Source organism: Inquilinus sp. KBS0705 (assembly GCA_005938025.2).
GTDB lineage: Bacteria > Bacteroidota > Bacteroidia > Sphingobacteriales > Sphingobacteriaceae > Mucilaginibacter.
The window spans coordinates 45,973-66,159 of record VCCI02000002.1; the positions used below are offsets into that span (position 1 = coordinate 45,973).

The 20,187-nt window shown below is 43.7% G+C and carries 22 protein-coding genes; 4 read left to right on the forward strand and 18 right to left on the reverse strand.

Annotation, left to right across the window (positions count from 1 at the left end):
• Nucleotides 1-100 precede the first annotated feature (100 nt).
• Both FFF34_011415 and FFF34_011420 read left to right on the forward strand, forming a co-directional pair.
• Nucleotides 101-2,587 carry a TonB-dependent receptor gene (locus FFF34_011415; GenBank protein TSD64513.1) on the forward strand — a complete coding sequence of 829 codons (2,487 nt, stop codon included), beginning with the start codon at nt 101-103 and terminating at the stop codon, nt 2,585-2,587.
• Nucleotides 2,588-2,589: 2 nt separating this feature from the next.
• Nucleotides 2,590-3,768: a PepSY domain-containing protein gene (locus FFF34_011420; GenBank protein ID TSD64514.1), complete on the forward strand. Its 1,179-nt coding sequence runs from the start codon at nt 2,590-2,592 to the stop codon at nt 3,766-3,768.
• Nucleotides 3,769-3,788: 20 nt separating this feature from the next.
• Here FFF34_011420 and FFF34_011425 read toward each other — a convergent pair whose 3' ends face one another.
• From FFF34_011425 to FFF34_011450, 6 genes are all read right to left on the reverse strand, one after another.
• Nucleotides 3,789-4,817, reverse strand: a complete 1,029-nt coding sequence (locus tag FFF34_011425) for a ferredoxin--NADP reductase (protein ID TSD64515.1) — start codon at nt 4,815-4,817, stop codon at nt 3,789-3,791.
• Between the two features lie 232 nt (nt 4,818-5,049).
• Complete coding sequence (locus tag FFF34_011430) at nt 5,050-6,045, reverse strand: zinc-binding dehydrogenase (protein ID TSD64516.1); 996 nt, start codon at nt 6,043-6,045, stop codon at nt 5,050-5,052.
• A 187-nt stretch (nt 6,046-6,232) separates the two neighbouring features.
• Nucleotides 6,233-6,844, reverse strand: a complete 612-nt coding sequence (locus FFF34_011435) for a superoxide dismutase (GenBank protein ID TSD64517.1) — start codon at nt 6,842-6,844, stop codon at nt 6,233-6,235.
• Between the two features lie 470 nt (nt 6,845-7,314).
• The gene (locus FFF34_011440) at nt 7,315-7,794 is read right to left on the reverse strand and encodes a nucleoside deaminase (protein TSD64518.1); all 480 of its coding nucleotides are present in this window, start codon (nt 7,792-7,794) and stop codon (nt 7,315-7,317) included.
• A gap of 51 nt (nt 7,795-7,845) precedes the next feature.
• Complete coding sequence (locus tag FFF34_011445) at nt 7,846-8,181, reverse strand: tRNA-binding protein (GenBank protein TSD64519.1); 336 nt, start codon at nt 8,179-8,181, stop codon at nt 7,846-7,848.
• Nucleotides 8,182-8,205: 24 nt separating this feature from the next.
• On the reverse strand, nt 8,206-10,116 hold the full coding sequence (locus FFF34_011450; GenBank protein ID TSD64520.1) for an FAD-dependent oxidoreductase: 1,911 nt from the start codon (nt 10,114-10,116) through the stop codon (nt 8,206-8,208).
• On the opposite strand from FFF34_011450, the gene FFF34_011455 reads away from it, so the two are divergent.
• Nucleotides 10,115-10,639 carry a putative metal-dependent hydrolase gene (locus FFF34_011455; GenBank protein ID TSD64521.1) on the forward strand — a complete coding sequence of 175 codons (525 nt, stop codon included), beginning with the start codon at nt 10,115-10,117 and terminating at the stop codon, nt 10,637-10,639. The genes FFF34_011450 and FFF34_011455 overlap by 2 nt on opposite strands.
• Before the next feature lie 45 nt (nt 10,640-10,684).
• On the opposite strand, the gene FFF34_011460 is transcribed toward FFF34_011455, so the two are convergent.
• The 12 genes from FFF34_011460 to FFF34_011515 form a co-directional block, all read right to left on the reverse strand.
• Nucleotides 10,685-12,079, reverse strand: a complete 1,395-nt coding sequence (locus FFF34_011460; GenBank protein ID TSD64522.1) for a hypothetical protein — start codon at nt 12,077-12,079, stop codon at nt 10,685-10,687.
• Between the two features lie 2 nt (nt 12,080-12,081).
• Nucleotides 12,082-12,882, reverse strand: coding sequence for a hypothetical protein (locus FFF34_011465; GenBank protein TSD64523.1), 801 nt, complete (start codon nt 12,880-12,882; stop codon nt 12,082-12,084).
• A 22-nt stretch (nt 12,883-12,904) separates the two neighbouring features.
• Nucleotides 12,905-13,405, reverse strand: coding sequence for a heavy-metal-associated domain-containing protein (locus tag FFF34_011470; GenBank protein TSD64524.1), 501 nt, complete (start codon nt 13,403-13,405; stop codon nt 12,905-12,907).
• Between the two features lie 68 nt (nt 13,406-13,473).
• Nucleotides 13,474-13,863 carry a hypothetical protein gene (locus tag FFF34_011475; protein TSD64525.1) on the reverse strand — a complete coding sequence of 130 codons (390 nt, stop codon included), beginning with the start codon at nt 13,861-13,863 and terminating at the stop codon, nt 13,474-13,476.
• 72 nt (nt 13,864-13,935) lie between these two features.
• Nucleotides 13,936-14,424 (reverse strand): DUF3347 domain-containing protein, encoded by a 489-nt coding sequence (locus FFF34_011480; protein ID TSD64526.1) that lies wholly within the window; start codon nt 14,422-14,424, stop codon nt 13,936-13,938.
• A gap of 8 nt (nt 14,425-14,432) precedes the next feature.
• Nucleotides 14,433-14,846, reverse strand: a complete 414-nt coding sequence (locus FFF34_011485) for a putative toxin-antitoxin system toxin component, PIN family (protein TSD64527.1) — start codon at nt 14,844-14,846, stop codon at nt 14,433-14,435.
• Nucleotides 14,836-15,060 (reverse strand): hypothetical protein, encoded by a 225-nt coding sequence (locus tag FFF34_011490; GenBank protein TSD64528.1) that lies wholly within the window; start codon nt 15,058-15,060, stop codon nt 14,836-14,838. Before FFF34_011490 ends, FFF34_011485 begins: the two co-directional genes overlap by 11 nt.
• 39 nt (nt 15,061-15,099) lie before the next feature.
• Nucleotides 15,100-15,540 (reverse strand): low molecular weight phosphotyrosine protein phosphatase, encoded by a 441-nt coding sequence (locus FFF34_011495; GenBank protein TSD64529.1) that lies wholly within the window; start codon nt 15,538-15,540, stop codon nt 15,100-15,102.
• A 71-nt stretch (nt 15,541-15,611) separates the two neighbouring features.
• Nucleotides 15,612-16,409, reverse strand: coding sequence for a S1/P1 nuclease (locus FFF34_011500; protein ID TSD64530.1), 798 nt, complete (start codon nt 16,407-16,409; stop codon nt 15,612-15,614).
• A gap of 5 nt (nt 16,410-16,414) precedes the next feature.
• Nucleotides 16,415-16,921 carry a fumarate hydratase gene (locus FFF34_011505; protein ID TSD64531.1) on the reverse strand — a complete coding sequence of 169 codons (507 nt, stop codon included), beginning with the start codon at nt 16,919-16,921 and terminating at the stop codon, nt 16,415-16,417.
• Between the two features lie 59 nt (nt 16,922-16,980).
• The gene (gene fumC, locus FFF34_011510; protein TSD64532.1) at nt 16,981-18,378 is read right to left on the reverse strand and encodes a class II fumarate hydratase; all 1,398 of its coding nucleotides are present in this window, start codon (nt 18,376-18,378) and stop codon (nt 16,981-16,983) included.
• Between the two features lie 86 nt (nt 18,379-18,464).
• Nucleotides 18,465-18,749: a hypothetical protein gene (locus FFF34_011515; GenBank protein ID TSD64533.1), complete on the reverse strand. Its 285-nt coding sequence runs from the start codon at nt 18,747-18,749 to the stop codon at nt 18,465-18,467.
• A gap of 133 nt (nt 18,750-18,882) precedes the next feature.
• Between FFF34_011515 and FFF34_011520 the strand changes: the two genes are divergently transcribed.
• Complete coding sequence (locus FFF34_011520; GenBank protein ID TSD64534.1) at nt 18,883-20,094, forward strand: beta-lactamase family protein; 1,212 nt, start codon at nt 18,883-18,885, stop codon at nt 20,092-20,094.
• Nucleotides 20,095-20,187: the final 93 nt, after the last annotated feature.

Sequence of the window (20,187 nt, forward strand, 5' to 3'; positions counted from 1 at the left end):
ACTAAAGGTCATTTATTATTTATAATTATTCTAAATAACTTGCAGTAAACATTTTTATAATCTACATTTGCGGCACTATTAATAATTAGTCTAAATAAATATGAATCTACGTCAACCTATTTCCTCTGCCATAATTATCGTTTTAACCGTAATCTTTTCTTTTATTAATCCCAATACAACCGCTGCACAAACCAGTCGTGGTACCGTTAGCGGTAAAGTTGTTACCGGCAAAAACGAACCGGCCGGTAATGTATCAATTGGTTTAGAAGGTACCAATTATGGTACTGTTACTAACGAAGCCGGCGAGTTTTCATTTCGTGCACCGGCAGGGGCATACAAAATCATTATATCGTATGTTGGTGTACCACGTGTAGAAATACCCGTAACAGTAAATGCAGGTCAAGTATCATTAGTCCCGCAAATTACTATTAACGCCAGTACGTCGCAATTAAGTGAGATAAATGTAATTGCAAGCCGCTCTAACCGCTTTACTGCGCGCATAAGTACCGATGCCGCCAAGATTCCGTTGGCTCCGTTAGAGAATGCGCAAAGCTATACTACTGTAACCGGTAGTTTATTAAAAGAACAACAAGTATATAATGTTGAAGACGCTTTACGTAATGTGCCCGGTATACAAAAAATGTGGGATGCAACCAGCCGTGCAGGTGATGGTGGTGGCTATTTTACGTTGCGTGGTTTTGTTACTCAAACCCGTTTGCGTAACGGTATTGCCGGCTTAGTTACCAGCAGTATTGATGCTACTAACATAGACAAGATAGAAGTGATAAAAGGCCCATCCGCTACTTTGTTTGGCAGCACACTAACTTCATTTGGTGGCTTGGTAAATAGAGTAACTAAAAAGCCATATGAGGCATTTGGTTTAGAAATTGGCCACACCGTTGGTAATTACGATTTAAATCGCACCAGTATAGATTTGAATACCCCCCTTAGCTCAAATGTAGCTTTCCGTTTAAATTCGGCCTATAATTATGAAGGCAGCTTTCAAAACTATGGTAAAAGCCGTACGTTTTCTGCAGCGCCAAGCTTAGCTATTAAGGCTAATGATAAGCTATCCTTTTTATTAGAAAGTGAAGTATTCGTTGGCCGAAATTCAGCAAAGCCCTTCTTCTTCTTCTACTATGATTCGCCGCCAAAAGCTTTGGGTGTAACCAAAGTAAGCGATTTAAATATCAATTATAAAAACGCTTATGTAAATGATGACATAACTTCTTTTAGCCGTAGCTTAAATTATTTTGCAGAGGCTAAATATAAATTCTCTGATAAGCTTACTTCACAAACTGTATTCTCTTCATCTAATAGTTACTCCAATGGTGCAAGCCCTTATTTCTACCTGGTTACCGATTCTACAGCTATTAAACTCGCACGCAAGCCTGGAGTAGCAGATCTGCCTGATCTTCCAGGCGAGGCAAATTATATTTATCGTAATGACCAGTCTACCTACCATAGTAAACTTAATGCTATAGAGATCCAGGAAAACATCAACGGTGATTTTAACATCGGCACTACGCGCCACCGTTTTGTTGTTGGTTTAGATTTTCAACACCAAAATTCTAATCAAGTGTACTATGGCGGATCTTACGGCATAGCACCTATAAACGACCCTACTTATGATTACGGTGCGTTCAACAAAATATTGGTTGATGCCAATGTTTTTAACCCTGCCGCAGCATACCCCTACATCTACAAAACCAATACTTACAGTGCTTATGCGTCAGACGTGATTAACCTAACCGACCGCTTAATTGCATCGGCAGGTCTACGTGTAGATCGCTTTGAGAATAAAGGTAGCTATAACCTGGATGGCTCGCTGTCAAGCCCATCGTTTAGTCAAACTGCTTTCTCACCAAAATTTGGCTTGATTTATCAGCCAATTAAAGAGGCTTTATCCTTATTTGTAAACTATCAGAATGGTTTCCAGAATCCTGGCTTTTACATCAATAGAAATAACGTGTCAACAATGGCAAAAATTCAAAATGCCAATCAAATAGAAGGTGGTGTTAAAATGGCCTTATTTAATGGTAAATTAAATGGTACCATTAGCTACTACCGAATTAACCTTACTAATGTATTACGTACAGAGCCCGGCTCTGGTGCCCAGGCAATACAGGTACAGGACGGCACACAAAATAGCAAAGGTTTCGAGGCTGAGATTATTGCCAACCCCATACCTTCAATTAATATTGTAGCCGGTTTTGCCTACAACGATTCTAAGTACACCAAATCTGATGCTGATGTACAAGGTCTTCGCCCAAATACCGCAGGCTCGCCATATTTGGGTAACTTTTATGTAAGCTACCGCTTACCCGAAAGTGCCATTAAAGGCTTAGGGCTTGGTTTTGGTGGTAACTACGCCAGCAAAAACAAGATCATCAATAGCGTTAATCAGGGTACATTTGAATTACCATCTTACACAGTGTTAAATAGCAACGTATTTTACGACAGGGCTAAATATCGTTTCGGGCTTAGCGTTAATAACTTAACCGACAAGCACTACTATACCGGCTATACTACAATTAATCCGCAGCGATTACGCCAGTTTGTACTAAGCGCAACCTATAAATTGTAACCATGACCCCATTTAAAAAAGTAATACTTTTTTGCCACCGCTGGCTCGGATTTATTTCCGGGCTTGTGGTGTTTATTGTAAGTATTACGGGCTGTATCTTTTGTTTTCAGGATGAGATACAGGATGCCATATACAAACACCGTACCGTGCAAAATACGGGTAAGCCATATATACAGCCATCGCAACTAATTAACGAAGTTAAAAAAACTTACCCTAAGGCATCGTCTGATTTTATTTACTACTATGGTAAAGAGCGCCCTGCCGCTGTATATGCCAACCTGGGTAAAGATGGCTATGAATTTATCTATTTAAACCCATACACAGGTAAAATCACCTATCACGAACAGCTACAGAGCAACTTTTTTGTGGTTGTAGAATACATTCACCTGTATTTGCTGCTGCCGCCGGCCATTGGCAAGTGGGTAGTTGGCGTATCGGTTATCATTTTTATGGTGATCATGATAACAGGGTTGATCCTTTGGTGGCCCAAACGCAAAAGCGACCGCAAGCGCAGCTTTACCATTAAATGGGGTGGCCGCTGGCGCAGGGTTAACTATGATCTGCATAACGTGCTTGGTTTTTACGCGACGTCTATTGCCATCATATTGTCTATAACAGGCTTAGCTATAGCTTTTCAGCCGGTAAGTAAAGCCATATACAACACTGCAAATGTTGGCAGAAACATCAAATATGAGGATGAAGTAACCGAACCTAAGTCCGATTCACTTAAAAGGGCCGGGCTTGCTAAGCAGCCTGTTGTTGATATAGCATTTGCATACGCCAGGCAGCAAGCCCCTGATGCTGAAATGTTTTTGATCCATAACGACCCTGCTTTATCGGGGGCTATTGGCGTTGGTGCTTATGCAAAATCGCTGCACTACTCTAATGCCAATGGTTTCGAATTTGACAAGTACAATGGCAAGCTGCTAAAGTCGTACATATACAATAAGAAGAGCCCCGGCCTTAAGCTTAATGAGATGAATTACGACATCCATGTAGGTCAAATTGGTGGTTTAACCACCAAGATCATTGCTTTTTTAGCCAGCTTGATTTGCGCCAGCTTACCCGTTACCGGCTTTATTATCTGGTGGGGTAAACGCAAGAAAAACAAGTCGAAATCAGCAAAGGTGCGTAATGCAATTCACCGGAAAACACATAAACAACAGGTAGCCCAGGTATAATTTGATAGGCTTGCAAGCAACTATTTTTCAGGGTATTCTATTAATACATTATCGGTAACGGCATGGCCTGTGCAGGTAAGTATCCAGCCTTTGGCGATGTCCTCATCGGTTAGTACCTCGTTCTTAGCCATCTCCACTTTGCCTGTTTTACAGAAAGCTACACATGCCGAGCACATGCCGCTACGGCAGCTGTAGGGCAGGTTTATCTTGTTTTGCAGCGCCGCCTGAAGGATTGATTGGTTCTCTCCTTCTATTACATTGTGGAGTTCGTTTTTATAGCTAATACGGATGTTTTTAGGCGGATAATTGGTCTGTGTGCCGGTTACAGGTATGGTTTCTAATACAAAGTTTTCGCGATGTATTTGCTGATGATGGATACCCATATACAGCAGGGTAAGCTGTATCATACGCATATATACAAATGGCCCGCATAGGTAAAAAGCTGCCTTTTCCCTCGAAAACACCAGTTGCTGATTCACATATCGCTCAACAACCAGGTTGTTCAACCGGTTGGCTTCACTGCTTAGTAAGTATATAATATTAAGCCTGTCGGGATAGGTCTCCGTTAGCTCGGTTAGTTCATTATGAAAGATAACCGACCGTTCATCCTGGCAGCTGTATATCAAATGCAACTTGCTATCGCCCTGACGGTTAAGGATATATTTCAGCTGCGAAAACACCGGTACTATGCCGCTTCCAGCGGCAAAATAGATGATGTCTTTTTGCTCTTCGTGGTCGGTAATTGTAAAAACACCCGCCGGCTTAACCGCTGTAAGCATATCGCCTACATTCACTTTAGTTAGCAAAAAACGCGATATTTCGCCGTTACTTACACGTTTAACAGTAATGGCCAATAAGGCCTCGTCGGGTGATGAACTAAGGGAATATGAGCGCCGTATCTCCTGGCCGTGATGCTTGAATATAAGGGTAATAAACTGGCCTGCCTTGTAAGGTATTTTACGCCCTGCAAACTCAACCAGGTAAAAAGTAGCGGTATCGTGTAGCTCCCATTTGATCCTATCGACTCTTAAATTTAGGATGTCGTCCATTTTTATGGTTTTTGATACTCAAAAGTGGCCCTGCAGGCTGCGTTGGCCCATTACATTCCACCTTTAGCTATAAATTATTCCATTTTTTTGTTCGTATTGCGGGAATTTTTCTCTTTTTTTCGTTTTAATTCGCTACCCCTCACTCACTAATATAAAATTTTATTTGATATAAAAAAGTGAATGAAGCAGTTTTTCATTTTAAAAAAATTGTCTCCGTTTGCTGTCTCCAAAATTATTGAACGCTCAACACAATTTTTCCAAACTGTTTGGCATCGGCCATTTTACTAAAGGCATCTTTTGCATTGGCTAAAGGAAAAACCTCGTCGACCACCGGCACAATTTTATGTTCGTTTACAAAATCAAGCATGGCCTTAAACTCCTGCTGCGTGCCCATGGTTGTGCCTAATATTTGCAGCTGTTTCCAAAATATGGGGCGGGCGTTCAGCTCGGGGATGTTACCCGCCGTACCGCCAAAAAACACAATGCGCCCGCCGGGATTACACAAGTCGGGTATCTTATTAAAATCGGGGCCTAAGGCACTATCTATAACCGCGTCAAAACCACCCGCCAATTGCTTTAACTGCTCGGCCCAATCCTGCGCTTTGTAGCTTACCCCTGCAGACGCACCAAGCAACTTGGCCTTTTCTATCTTTTCGCCCGTACCCGATGTTACAAACACCCTACACCCCGCCGCAAATGCAAATTGTAATAAAAACGATCCTGTACCTGCGCCAACGCCTATGATGAGTACGGTATCGCCCTTTTTAATTTTAGCCTTGGTAAATAAAGCACGGTAAGCGGTTAAACCGGCCAAAGGCAGTGCGGCAGCCTGCTCAAAGGTTAAGTGCGTCGGTTTGGGGTAAAGGTACTCCGCTTTAACCAACACATACTCGGCCAAAGTGCCATCATCTGGCAGGCCCAATATTTTAAAGTCTTTTGATTGAAATTCATCATGGTCGCCCCAGTTGTGCGATGGGTTGATTACCACTTCTTTATTCAGCCAGTCACCCGCGCCTTCGCCTGCTTCGGCAACAATACCGGCGCCATCGGCACCCAATACAGTAGGGTACTTTATACCGGCATATTTACCTATGCTTATCCAGTAATCGCGGCGGTTTAAGGCTGCCGCCTTTATTTTAACCAATACCTCGCCGGGGCCGGGTGTGGGTTTATCAACCTCTTTGTATACGATAGGGTTTTCTGCGGATTCTAAGACGATTGCTTTCATAGGTATGATGAGTTTGTTATTGCTGTTAACGAAGTAATCTTACAACCGTGCTTAAACGCCCTGCATTAAGGGAGATTGCTTCGTACCTCGCAATGACGGGTGATATAATAAGTAGACGTGTAATATTAAATTAAAAAAGCGGCAGAATGTTTCCACCTGCCGCTTTCTGTATTATTTATGTTTTAACTTAAGCTGTTGCTTTAGCGTAAAGCTCGGCAACATGGTTCCAGTTAATTACGTTCCAAATAGCTGCCAGGTAATCAGGGCGGCGGTTTTGGTATTTTAAGTAGTAAGCGTGCTCCCAAACGTCAATACCTAATATTGGGGTACCTTTTACTTCGGCTATATCCATTAAAGGACTATCCTGGTTAGGGGTAGATGTAACAGCCAGTTTTTTATCGGCAGTAACAATTAACCATGCCCAGCCCGAACCAAAACGTGTAGCACCTGCCTCAGATACCTTAGTTTTCAGATCGGCAAACGAACCGAAGGTGCTTTTTATAGCATCGGCCAATGCGCCTGTAGGCTCGCCACCACCGTTTGGTGATAACAATGTCCAAAACAAAGTGTGGTTGTAATGGCCGCCACCGTTGTTACGAACCGGCATTGGATATTTAGATATGTTTTTAATAATGTCTTCAATATTACCATCTGCTTCTGGCTTACCTTCTAAAGCTTTGTTTAGGTTGGTAACATAAGCCTGGTGATGTTTACCATGGTGAATTTCCATAGTAGCTTTATCAATATGCGGTTCCAGTGCATCGGTAGCGTATGCTAACGCCGGTAGTGTAAATGCCATAATATTTCTATTTTTAAGGTTAAACTAAATCGTGATGAACAAATATAAGGGATGAATATAGTTTTTGTTCTATATCAATGTCAAGTTTTAGTTAATTCGTGTATAAACTAAGCCTTATTGCGCTTGTAGATGTGTCACTATAGGGGCACGGAAGAATTTAATTCCCTCCCCCGGGGAGGGGTGCGGTAAGATATGAGCGCAAAGGCAGGGAGGGGTTATATAAGCGATGGGTTACAAGTTAGCTTGACGCCTGATTTAACCCCTACCTCCTCCTTCCCCAGGGAAGGAATCGCACACTCCCCCCACAATTTAATCTTTTCGTCTGCCCTTGTTAGTGTTGTCACCAACAAGCCGCCATACACTTAAACCTGCATATCTTTTACCTGTGCTAAAGGTTGTTGGAGACAAACCAACAACGGCGAAGCTTTGTTCTATATCAATGTCAAGTTTTAGTTAATTCGTGTATAAAACTAAGCCTTATTGCGCTTGCTCCTAAAAAAATCACGCACCAGTTCGGCACATTCGTTTTCGTGAATACCGCCGCTAATTAATGTTTTAGGATGTGTTATTTTTTGATTTATCCGGCCAAAGCCGCGGTTGGCATCGTAAGCGCCAAAAACTATGCGGCCAATTTGAAACCAGTACGATGCACCGGCGCACATTACGCATGGCTCCATGGTTACATACAAAGTGCATTCGGGCAGGTATTTGCCGCCCATTGAATTGGCTGCGGCGGTTAAGGCCTGCATTTCGGCATGTGCCGATACGTCATTTAAACGCTCGGTTAAGTTATGCCCGCGGCCAATTATCTTGCCTTTGCAAACCACAACGGCACCAATAGGTATCTCATCCTCTTTTAAAGCCAAACGCGCCTCTTTTAAGGCCTCGTTCATAAAAAACTCGTCGGGGGATATGGCCGGTTGTTCATCGCCGAAAGTAAAATATCGCATTATATGTTCCCCTTAAATGTTCTTTTAAATAACCAGTTTACAAACAGCATGTCAGATGAGTTTACTACCGTTAGGCACAGGTTTATCAATGGCGGTTAATACAATATCGCCATTTTCATCGGCAAGGCCGGTCACCAAAAATTCCGACATAAAAGTAGCTATTTGCTTTTTGGGGAAGTTTACCACCCCTAATATTTGCCTGCCGGGTAACTCTTCTTTAGTGTAATGCTTTGTTATCTGGGCGCTTGATTGCTTTATACCCAATGGGCCAAAATCAACCTTAAGCTTATAGGCAGGTTTGCGCGCTTCGGGGAAATCAGCCACTTCCAGTATGGTGCCGGCACGTAACTCTACCTTTTCAAAATCGTTCCAGGTTATGGTTTCCATAAAACAAAGTTATAAAAGTAAGCGCTATAATATCAGCTTGCCCGAAATATCAACCGCACGCGCAAAGGGGTTTAAAAAACGGTTGGCCAGTACGGCAAATTCGCGCCGGGTAACCGGGCGTTTCATATCAAACTCCGTTGGGAACTTATAATAGGTTTTCCAGGTTTTTTGCATCGCGTCCTTCAGGTTTTCAGGGTCGCGCAAGGTCATCTCGCTGATGAAAGATAATAAATTGCCCACGGTGAATGTCTCCGTCGGCTTTTCGCGGCCAAACCATAAAAAAGCCCGCGAATATATCTCTGTTAAAAAGGGCTCAACCTCCTGCGTCTTCACTATCGTATCGGGCATAAAAAGCACCTGCGCGCTGTTGCCGTTAACTTTTTGAATGCCCTGCAGCATACCGGTAGCCCCTATTTGTTGTATGGCCCTAAAGGCTGGGTCTTTTTGGTTGATATCGGCAAAGGGCATCAGGTAGCCTTTATAATCCAATATCTCGCCTTGTATAATTCGCGGCCGCAATTGTTTGGTGGTCAGTTTAAAAAAGGCGCAATAAGCGGCTGTTGCCCCTACACCCTGCCCTAAGGTCATTTGTACCGATGGGTAGGTGATGCTGCCATTAACCAAATGCGTTACCGACATGGCCTTTTCGGTAACCAGCAAGTTCTCCTGGTCTTTTACAACTACGGCCCCTAAGGGGATGCTATAAGCAGGGAACGGCGGGTAATTTACCTTTGGCGCGCCTGCAACACTGTAATGCTGGCCGGGCGAGGCATCGCCAACACCTATTGATGTACGATATAATTTCGATTCGCGGGTATAGGGTGTATAAATGTCATCCAAAACCATACGTACTAAACCGGCTACCCGCCTGTTCTCCCTGATAAAGGGAATATTGGGCAGATGATCGGGTGTGTTGTACTCGTCTGAAAGACCCAGGTTTTTATAGCCAAGCGCGGTTTGCAGGTAATAAATAAGCCCTAAGGTTCGCAGCCTGGCTTTACGGAAGGCCTCGTCCCTGTTCTCGGGCTTCAAATCATCAGATGTTACCGAGCTTTGGTTCCAGCTCCATTTTACCATGTATTTGCCGTTAGGCAATTTGCCTGTTGCCAACAGCTTCTTTACCTCCCCGGCTTTAAGACCCGAATATTGCGCGGCATCATAACCCTGCGGCTGCGCCATAACAGGCTCGCTTCCCTGCCCATAATCTTTTATTATGGCTATCCAGGTAATGTCCTGTATCTGGTTGGTCGCGTTTTCGGGCGCTAAAGCTTCTTTGGTATCGCCCCGGCTATCGAAGCCTGATGTTAAAATAGTGCCGGTTTTAGCTACCACATCGCCCAGTTCAGTAGCATCTACCAATACCTTTGCTTTGATCACATCGGTTTTACCGTTTTGGGTGATGCTAACTTCCCATACCGCGCCATTCTTTTTTACCGTGGTAAAAGGTGTATTTAGTTTAACGGTTAAATTTTTTACCGTATCGGTTATTTTTTTGAGAATGGCGGCACCAGTGTAAGGTTCAAAAACCAAAGGCGCGTTATGCGTGGTGTCGTACCCGGCGGTTTTCTTATAAAAATCTATCACCCGGCCCCTAAACTCGCCATATATGCCCGATGGTAAATTGCGGTTACCCTCCAGTATGCACATGCCGCCGGCTGTCATGCTGCCGCCTAACCATGGCCCCGGTTCAACCAATATGGTTTTTATCTTGCTGCGCGCGCTTTGTATGGCCGCTGCCACACCGCTTGCACCGCCCCCTATTACCAACACATCGGTTTTAATGGTTTCGGCCTCGCTTATGATTGAAATACACAGGAATAGTACTACCAGTAATTTTTTTATCATCAGATTAGTAAAACAAGCACAAAACGCTAATTTAGACCAAAATCTTATCCCGTAACAAATATTAATTGCCCAATAATAATTTAAGCCCATGACAGATGAACAAATGCGTTACCCTATAGGCAAATTTGTACCACCGGTAACCTATATTATTGAAGATAAGCGCCGTTGGATAAACGATATTAAAACCTTGCCCGGTAAAGTACGCAATGCTGTAATGCCTTTAACTGAGCGGCAGTTAGATACCCAATACCGCACCGGTGGATGGACATTAAGGCAAGTGGTACACCACATGGCCGATAGCCACATGAATTCGCTTACGCGTATAAAGCTTGCCTTAACAGAAAATAACCCGGTTATAAAGCCTTACGAAGAAGGCGACTGGGCATTATTGCCTGATTACCGCCTGGCTGTTGAACCATCGTTAAGGATGCTTGAGGGCATACATCAGCATATGGCTACCCTTTTTGAAAGCTTTACCGAAAACGAATGGGAGCGTACCTTTGTACACCCCGCATCAGGCGAAACGGTGACATTAAAGAAAACCCTTGCCCTATACTCCTGGCATAGCAAGCACCATTTGGCACATTTGGTTGAAACTATTAAAAGGTTTTAAAAAAGAAGGGTGGTGCAAATTGCACCACCCTTCTTTTTTACATGATCATTTTTCCCATCTTCTTTTTACCGCTCCCATTTTCATCAGGGCCGGTGTTACACGCAAATACACCTGGAAACCTATTGGTGCGTTGCCATATAGCGGCTGCAATGCTTTTGGCGATACATTTAACGAACCTTGCAGCCCTGCGGTTAGATTGGTTTGTTTAAATGTGGCCAATATGCGGTTAAACCCAATGGTTAAGGCGTTGATGTTAAAGTTAGGGTCAGCGGGGAATTGGTTGTCAAGGTCAAGCTCCCCCGCATCTTTTTGCACAAACTCGTAGCGGCCATAAATAGCGTTTTTATGCAATTGCAGGCTGCTTTCTAACAACACGGCGGGCTGCGTTTTACCATGATGATTATTTTGACCGTATACTAATGTTGTAGCCACATAGCTATCATCATTTAACATTTTGGTGTGTATCGCCGACGCGGTAAACCTTTTAACGTTATCTGTCGGCTCTGCCTCTTCGGGGCTATGCAGCCAGCCGTTTGATACCTGCAGGGCCCATTCTTTTGATGGATTGACCGACAGGCGTACCGAGTACGAATCGAACTTAGCCTTATCGAAATCATAGCGGTGTTCATCCGGCTCGCGCCCGGTGAATATGGAACCCTCTAACTTTACATTTTTATACCTGAACCCTAAAGTGGCCGTACCAAAGGTAATATGCGTAGCATCGGCATAGTGGTGGCTTAAGGGCGCGTCGGGATTGTTCATGGCCGACAAGCGGTGCATAAAAACCGGCGGACCTAAAGCCGGCTCGCCCGGGTAACCTACCGATAAGGAAAGGTCGGCATCTTTGGCTACCCGTTGGGTGTAAGCCAAGCTCAGCTCGGCAAACAGGTCGTGCGGGTGCTGCCTGTCAACCAGTTTACGGCCCCGGTACGATTCGCCTGTTTGATAAAGCAGCGGGTAGCCACCGGCGCCCACCAAAAAAGGATCGAGCGAAAACATGGTGTTGATAGCGAACAGGCCATTATTACCCACTTTGCGCTGTGCCATATACATTAACCAGTTAGGTGCATCAAACTGGCTATCGCCACGACTGCCTTTGTTAAATAGGTCCTGCTTGTTATAGCGGGCAAAAAAGCTGCCGTGTATCATATGCATCCACTTTTTACTGTGTATCATGTACATATACATCGGCGTTTCATCGGGCACCCATGATGTCCCCGAACCATCCCTGTTCATGGGCAGGTCAAGCGAGAACTGGCTGGTCATCATACCCATGGTATGTTTAGCAGTATCATGGTCCATTCCCTTCATCATTATATGATGGTGCATGGGCGTTTTTTTGGTGGTATCGCTTTTCATGTGTTGCATGTTTCCCATCTGCTGCGCATACACAACAGATGAGCTCACCATTACAACTATAGTGAAGATGTACTTTTTCATTTTTAAAGATTGTAGAAGTTGTACTCAAACCTTACCAGGTACATGTTGGCGCTGTTACGCTGCATGGTATTTTGCAAGGGGACGCGGTACGACAGGTCGAGCCGGCATACGCTGTTAAATATTAATTGAACAGCCGGGGCTATATCCAAATAGCTTTGGCCATACCCCGGGTTAGTTTTGCCCAGCAGCTCGGCATACAGGTTTAGGTTAACTTGGTTATAATCGCGGTATACCTTTGGGAATATCAATTGCCCTGCCGACAAGGTATAAGCAATAGCATCCCTTGATCCGGTTATCACCGCTCCATTTGCCCCCGCATTATCATAGCCCCGTATATAGCTTGCCGATGCTGATAAAGCCAGTTTATGCAAAAGCTGGGTAAATACCACGCCGCCTTGCAAACCTGTGTTATCGCCCTCTAAAGCTATCTCCTGGGTGTTATAGCGGTTGCTGCTTATTGCTGCCTTACCAAACACCGCCCCCCTAAAATGCTCCTGAACGGTATCGATAGAAAGGAAACGGTATTTGGCATAAAAGCTACCTCCCTCAAAGCGCTGGCTTTGCTGGTACATGTCAGACATATAGGCGGCACCATGTATCATCAATTTTGGCCCGGCACCGTACATGGCCTCCAGCGTGGTGCGGTTTTTAAACGTGGGCGAGAAAAACCCCTGGTTCTCCAGCCGTATACCTAACGATCCGGTAGCCATGTTGCTGGCCGGCTCGGTATTTACATATAACTCTTGCGCAAATACAGTATACGACAATGCCATAAGGCAAATTGCCAATAGTATCTTCTTCATAAATTATTGTTTTACGAAGATGTTAAATAGCTACGTGGTAGGTGCGGCCGGTCGCATTGGCTGTTTCCTCAGGAGTTTTACCTAAGTACTTTTTTGATACCGAATTAGGTGCAAACCCCTTATCTACAAAGGTTAACGATACCGGCCCGCTCAATGCTTTATCGGCGTTTAGTAGCTTGTAGGTGTCGTTACCGTAAGTAAAGGTATTGTCGGCAAGCTTAATGTTATCAAAATTAACCGTGGTTTTTAGGTAGTTAACAGAAAACCCCGAGTTTTTTACCTTTTTGGTTATTTGCTCAAAATCAACCGGCACATCGCTTTTAAAGGTGATAGTGAATACGTTACGTATCAGGTCGGGTTTAATTTCGCTAACAAAGGGTAGGGCCTTTAACGATTTTTCGGTAGTGCGTGCGCACAAAGAGCAGGTAAGGCCGCTAACTTGTAATTCGGCTTTGGTGAACTGGGCCTTTGCAACCGTAACAGTTGCTATAAACAGGATGATATATATCTTTAAAGTTTTCATTTTATGCTTAAATTATTTTAATTTTTTGTTGATGTATGTGTGAAGTTTCTTATGTTTTTTCACAGCCATCAAATCCTAATAAAACAATCTTTAGCTAAAATAGAAATGGAGTTTAAAATTTTATCGGGCGGGTTTTTTTCTGAGAATTTTAGTGCTTGTAATTTTGGCGCGGCAAAAAGGTAACTGCTCAAATTAAATTTAGGGATAGCCACCGCAAATACTTTAGCGATGAACGAAGTTTGCTCGCTTTGATGGCTGTCTTTAACCTTTACATCAAGCTTGCTGTTTTTGCAGCAGTTCATTTTCATTTTGGCCATTGGCGTACCGCAGGCTTTAGCGGGGGCGTTTATTTGTACCGCAGCAACATGATTGCCGCAGTAATGCAGGTTTAGTGCAAAGCCGGTTGCTGTAACTAAATACAGCAGCGCCATCATTATCACTATTCCCTTTTTCATCATATACAAATATACAGTTAACTCGCTGATTATAAATACAACGCTTTAATATTAAACATCAAAATTACCAATATATTACTTAGCACCCTTCAATGTAGCTTTTACTTCGCCGCATTCCAGCATTTTATCGCCGTAATAGGGGTTGCGTACTTCTTCTGTTTCGCTTAGCCAATAGGCCTTTTTCATGGGGCAATATTGCTGGTATAGGGTAGTGCTATTCAGCTTTAAACCCAATAACAGGGCATACATGTTTTTAGACAGGTTTTCAAAATGCTCGCGCTGGTGTTCTACTACGGTAGTTTGGCTAATATGGCGGCTATCAAATTTTAACTTATCGGCATAACTTGCCATAAGCTTTTGTTGTGCAGGCTGCAAGCCCTTAACCGGTACAGATAATGCCGCTAACAATTCTTTAGCACGGCTTTTTGCCAATACACCGTTACTACCCACCAGGGCATTTTTCACGCCGATATAAGAGGTTGTTATATTATCTATAGCGTTGTCCTGCGCTTTTACAGCGGCTACCGACAAAAACAGTACTAAGCTTAAGATTATCTTTTTCATGATTTAAGTTATGAATAATGCAACAAAAATTCCGAAGCAGATAGAATCGGGATATCCTTAAAGGGATTTAAAACTAACAAGTCGGCATCACCGGATATGATACAATCAGCTTTTGCATCAAACGCTAAGTTTAGAAATACATTGTCGTTGGCATCACGGCAGTCAGTAAACATACTTATTATTCCAACCATCTGTGCACGCTCCTTTATACCTTTAAGAAAATCTATGCGGCTATCCAATGAGACGTATTTATCAAACTTTGACCGCACTAAAACAGACCCCAGCTCATTAATTGTATCCTCACAAAAAACAAGTGCTCCAACTTTAACCGCGGTATTTAGTGCCCTTCTACCCGTTGAATTAGAGATTAAAACAGCACTTATTAACGTATTAGTATCAAAAACAAAACGATTAGTCTTCATTTAAGAGCTTATTCAATACCTCTTCTGTAAGCCCGTTTGTTTCTGCTTCTTTTCCTATCCTATCTAAAAGTGTAAAAAAACCCTCATCACTTTTATCTAATGCCTTGTTAAGGATCTGATTAATAGTGCTTGTTAATTCTGCTTTTTTTTCGCGCGTACTATAACGCCATTTTCTCGCTGCTACATCATCAACTTCAAGAATTATCCTATCCATATCATTTGAATTAAGAATTGATTATACCAAATATACAAATTAGTTGTCTGTATATTGTTTAATGATTGCCCTACACCCTGCTTCAATCAGTTTAAATACCGGGGCAAACTGGTTGTCGTCATAATATGGGTCGGGTACTATTTTGTCTCCTAAAAGCATCTTTACCTTTTTGCGGTCATCAGCGGTACGGGCTTTGGCCAGTATGTCGGCCAGGTTGCTGCGGTCCATCACCAGTATCAAATCAAAATCGTCAAAGTCGCTTACCGTAAATAATCGGCAAACCTGTTGGCTAATGTCTACCCCTTCGTTTGCAGCCGCACGGATAGACCGCCTGTCGGGCGGGTTGCCCACATGCCAGTGGCCTGTACCTGCCGAATCAACTTCCCAATCCAGTCCCGCCTTTTTCACCTCGTGCCACATTATACCCTCCGCAAGCGGCGAACGGCAAATATTACCCAGGCAAACCATTAGTATACGCATTGTTGTAACGTTTTAATGTTAAAAGGTTGTAAAGTTGATATGGTTTATAACTTTCCAACCTTACAACAACCCTAACCGAATAACTGGTTCAACACCCCGGCTAACCTTACACCGCCTTTTAGCAATTGATTGTTAACGGTAGCTATATGGTTAAAATTGTATTTGTAGGTATTTATGGTATCGCCGTTTTTAACTTCGGCATATATTTTATCCGCTATTCGGCTCGATTCGAACAGCCATTGGCTAATAGGCGCCTTTTGCCATTCGGCGCGTTGGGCAGCTGTGGTATGGTTAATAGCAGCGGCATACTCGGTATAGCTTAACTGCTGAAGATCTATCAGCTGCGAATCCCAAACCGAATGCAGGTTGGTTGGCGTGTTGTACCAGTTTAATTTAATATCGTTACCCCCTTTATCGTCGGTATGCCCGGTGTGCATGGGCTGGTGCACATCCTCAACAATATGTATCAGCATGCGCAGGCAAAGTAATTTATTGGGTTTAGACAGCGTTTTCTTTTTTAGTTCGCCTATCAAAAAATTCATTTTGGTATAGGCATCCGCCGCTGTATCCTGCTTTAAAAAAGCCTGCATTTCGGGGTAAGTGTAGTTCTTGTCAAAATCTACATAATGCCAAACCGATAGGTAATTGTATGCCGGGTCTGATTTTATGAAGTCGGCCCAGTTGCTTGCCATTGCTATCGACTCGTTACCTAAAATGGCCTGTATGGCCTTGCGGGCCTTGGGTGTAAGGTAACTATCGGCAATTTGCCCGGCAATGCGGTGCCCGTTTGTACCCCATGCCATAGCCTGTAGGGGCAGGTAAAATATAGTTGCGGCTAGTAATATCTTTTTTAAAAAGCTTGCTTTCATGGTAGTTATAGCGGTTTTGGAGTGCAGGTACTCCGCTTTATTAAACGCGCGTTAATAGGTATAACGCTTGATGTTGGCGAAAATTGAATTAACGAATCTGTTTTTTTGCTTAGCTTGAAAGATTCCTCATACACGCCCGATCTGAAACAACCGCCCGGATCCTTTAATCTCCAGTTGGCATTTGTAAAAAGTCCCTTTAAATGCAGCGTGTCATTTCTTTGCTGATAATCGCCTTTAGCATATTCTGTCCACCGGCCGCTTTTCATGCAGGTATCGGCACCAGGGTTTACTTTGCTAAAGGTTTGCATACTCACAAAAAACGAATCGCAGCTAAACCTGAATTTGTACAGGGAGTAGTTAACCAATTGCTTTTGCATAGGTACACTATCCTGCTGCCATTCGCCTTGTAAAGCAGGTTGGCCCGGCCCCTGCATATCGGGGTTAAAGCTGCACGAAGAAGCTAAAAGCAGAAGGCCGAAAGCGAAAAGGTAAAAGGCGAAATGTTTTTGCATGATGTAAGCATAAAAAAGCCCCTCTCCTGTGGAGAGGGGTTGGGTTGAGGCTTAATTAATTATTTTAATCCGCCTATCATATCTTCGGGGCGTACCCATTGGTCAAACTGCTCGTTGGTAAGCAGGCCAAGGCCAACAGCCGCTTCGCGCAGGGTAAGTTTTTCTTTTAGCGCTGTTTTAGCAATTTTAGCTGCGTTTTCGTAACCAATATGCGGGTTAAGCGCGGTTACCAGCATCAGCGAATTTTCTAAATGCTTTTTAATGCCCTCGTAGTTTGGCTCAATGCCAACGGCGCAATGGTCGTTAAACGATACGCAGGCATCGCCAATTAAACGCGCCGATTGCAAAAAGTTAGCTGCCATTAAAGGCTTAAATACATTCAATTCGTAATGCCCGTTTGATCCGCCTATACTAATGGCCACATCGTTACCCATTACCTGCGCGGCAACCATGGTTACGGCCTCGTTTTGGGTTGGGTTTACCTTGCCCGGCATAATAGATGATCCGGGTTCGTTATCGGGTATATGTATCTCGCCGATACCGCTGCGCGGGCCAGATGCCAGCATGCGTATATCGTTAGCTATCTTCATTAGCGATACAGCTATTTGCTTTAACGCGCCGTGGCTTTCAACAATGGCGTCATGCGCGGCCAGTGCTTCAAATTTATTTTCGGCAGTAATAAAAGGCAGGTTGGTGAATTTGGCAATGTAGGCCGCTACCTTAACATCGTAACCTTTCGGGGTATTTATACCGGTACCAACAGCGGTACCGCCCAATGCCAGTTCGCCCAGGTGGTCAAGGGTGTTATGCAATGCCCTTAAGCCGTGGTCTAACTGCGATACATAGCCCGAAAACTCCTGGCCAAGGGTAAGCGGCGTAGCATCCATTAAGTGGGTGCGGCCAATTTTTACTACATCCTTAAATGCCGCGCTTTTTGCTTTTAACGTATTGCGCAGTTTTTCTACACCTGGTATGGTTACATCAATTAATGCCTTATAAGCGGCAATGTGCATAGCCGTTGGGTAGGTATCGTTTGATGATTGCGATTTGTTTACATCATCATTGGGGTGTATAAAGGTTTTACCCTCGCCCAATTGGTTGCCCTGCAATACATGCGCGCGGTTGGCAATCACCTCGTTCACATTCATGTTGCTTTGCGTACCCGATCCGGTTTGCCATATCACCAGTGGAAACTCGCTTTCCAGCTTACCCGCTAATATCTCATCGCACACTTGTGCTATAAGGTCGCGTTTCTCCACAGGCAGTACGCCGCAATCGGTATTAGTATAAGCGGCAGCTTTTTTTAAATAGGCAAACGCGTCTATTATCTCTTTTGGCATTGATGCCTCGGGGCCAATTTTAAAGTTATTGCGCGAGCGCTCGGTTTGGGCGCCCCAGTATTTATCGGCAGGCACCTGTACCGGGCCCATGGTATCGTGTTCAGTTCTGAAACTCATATTGATAGTATGTATTTGCAGGCGCAAATTTAGCGTTTTATGTGATTAAGCCCAGTGAGATGGCGTAATCTTTTTGTTAAGCAGGCTTATTCGCCATAATACTTTAGCTTGTTGTTAAACTTTGGTTCGATGCTTTTAACCATCAGGGTAAATATCAATACTACTAAACAAGCTATGAATTCTACTTTACTCCAAACAACGCTGTTTAAAATATCGTGCTGCCGCGCGTTTAAAATTTTGTGGGCATCCATGTCATTCCGTACTTCCCGGTTGTAATTAACAAGATTGTCAACATAAACCAGTGCAACTGCTACAGAAATCACAACAATAGTTGTAAAGCTTATTCTAAGCCATTTTCTGTTCACTCTCATATATATAATTAGGTTTGGTGTATAAATTTAAATCATTTCTAATAATGTTGAAACATTATTTAACATTTAATCTTTATAGCTACTATATAATTTCTAATTTTCGCTTTCGTTTAAGTGAAAGAACTATTTACCTATGAGATCTGTGTGTACAAGTGTTGCATCCCTTGCTATTTTCCTGTTTTTTACAACTTCCTGCAAATCCGGCGCCGGGCATAATCAAAACGGCGTAGCCGATAACGGCAAACCCTTTAACACCACCGAACTTTTAAAGTACGACCCCAAAACCGGCGATAAGCAAATTGACGCCTTTATGCAGCATTTGCATAAGGTTAGCGGCTTTAACGGCAATGTGCTGGTTGCAAAAAAAGGTAAAATCATATACGAAAATTCTTTTGGTTGGGCCAACCACCTTACCCGCGACAGCTTAAAATTAGGCTCGCAGTTTGAACTGGCTTCGGTTACCAAAACCATGACTGGTACAGCCATTATGCAACTTTGGGAACGCGGCAAAATAAAGCTGGACCAAAACGTTAAGGATTTCTTTCCGGATTTCCCTTACGATGGGGTTACCATTCGCCTGCTGCTTACGCACCGCTCGGGCATGATGAACTATGTATACTTTGTTGACAATATATACCGTAGCCAGCACTTAGACCAGCGCAAAGGCCTTACCAACGCCGAAGCCATGGCCATGATAGCCAAGTACAAGCCGGCCCGCTTTAATAAGCCTAACGCCAGCTTTTTATACAACAACTCTAACTTTATGGTGCTGGGTGCCATTATTGAAAAGGTTAGCGGCCAAAGCTATGCCGACTACATGAAAGAGAATGTTTTTAAACCCGCCGGCATGACGCATACGGCTGTATATTCAAAAGCGGTTTACGATAAAATTCCGGTTGATGTGGTAGGTCACGACCGCAACAGCTGGAGATACTCGGTAGCGCAAAATTACCTGGATGGCCCAGTTGGCGATAAAGGCATATACAGCACCGTTGGCGACCTGTACATTTTTGACCAGGCGCTAAGGGCAGGCAAACTGATAAAACCCGCCACTCAAGACTCGGCCTATACGCCGCATAACCCCATGATACGCGGGCACTTTAATTATGGCTACGGCTGGCGCTTGTTTGAAGCCCCCGGCCAAAAGGTGGTTTACCATACCGGCTGGTGGCATGGTTTCAGGCACATTTATTTGCGCGACATGAAAAACGATGTAACTATAGTTTTGTTAGGTAACGTGGTTAACGGCAGCCTGCTGCACCTTGACGACCTGTTTAAAATGACAGGCATGCCGGTGATACGCAAAGGCGCCTACAACGGTAACGGCGATACGAGTGAAGATTAAGCTTCAGATGTGCAGATGCGTGGATATGCAGATGTGCAAATGATATTTTTAATTAGATAATTAACCTGGATATGCTGATCATCTGCACATACG